The organism is Zoogloea sp. LCSB751 (assembly GCF_002028455.1).
Taxonomy (GTDB): domain Bacteria; phylum Pseudomonadota; class Gammaproteobacteria; order Burkholderiales; family Rhodocyclaceae; genus Zoogloea.
Window position 1 is genome coordinate 1 of sequence record NZ_MWUM01000577.1, and the last position, 239, is coordinate 239.

At 43.9% G+C, this 239-nt stretch carries 1 pseudogene; it reads left to right on the top strand.

Annotated features, from left to right (window positions below):
• Nucleotides 1–239: pseudogene (locus B4920_RS27780) on the top strand (elongation factor 4); the annotation flags it as partial.

Sequence of the window (239 nt, forward strand, 5' to 3'; positions counted from 1 at the left end):
AATCCAGCAGATTTGCCTGCAATTAACAACATCGAAGAGATGCGTGAACCGATTGTTGAAGCCAATATTCTGGCACCAAAAGAATACTTAGGTAACGTAATTACGCTGTGTATCGAAAAACGCGGTACTCAAGTGAATATCGTTTACCACGGTAATCAAGTGGCCGTAACTTCCCATCTGCCAATGGCGGAAGTGGTGATGGACTTCTTCGACCGCTTAAAATCAACTAGCCGTGGTTA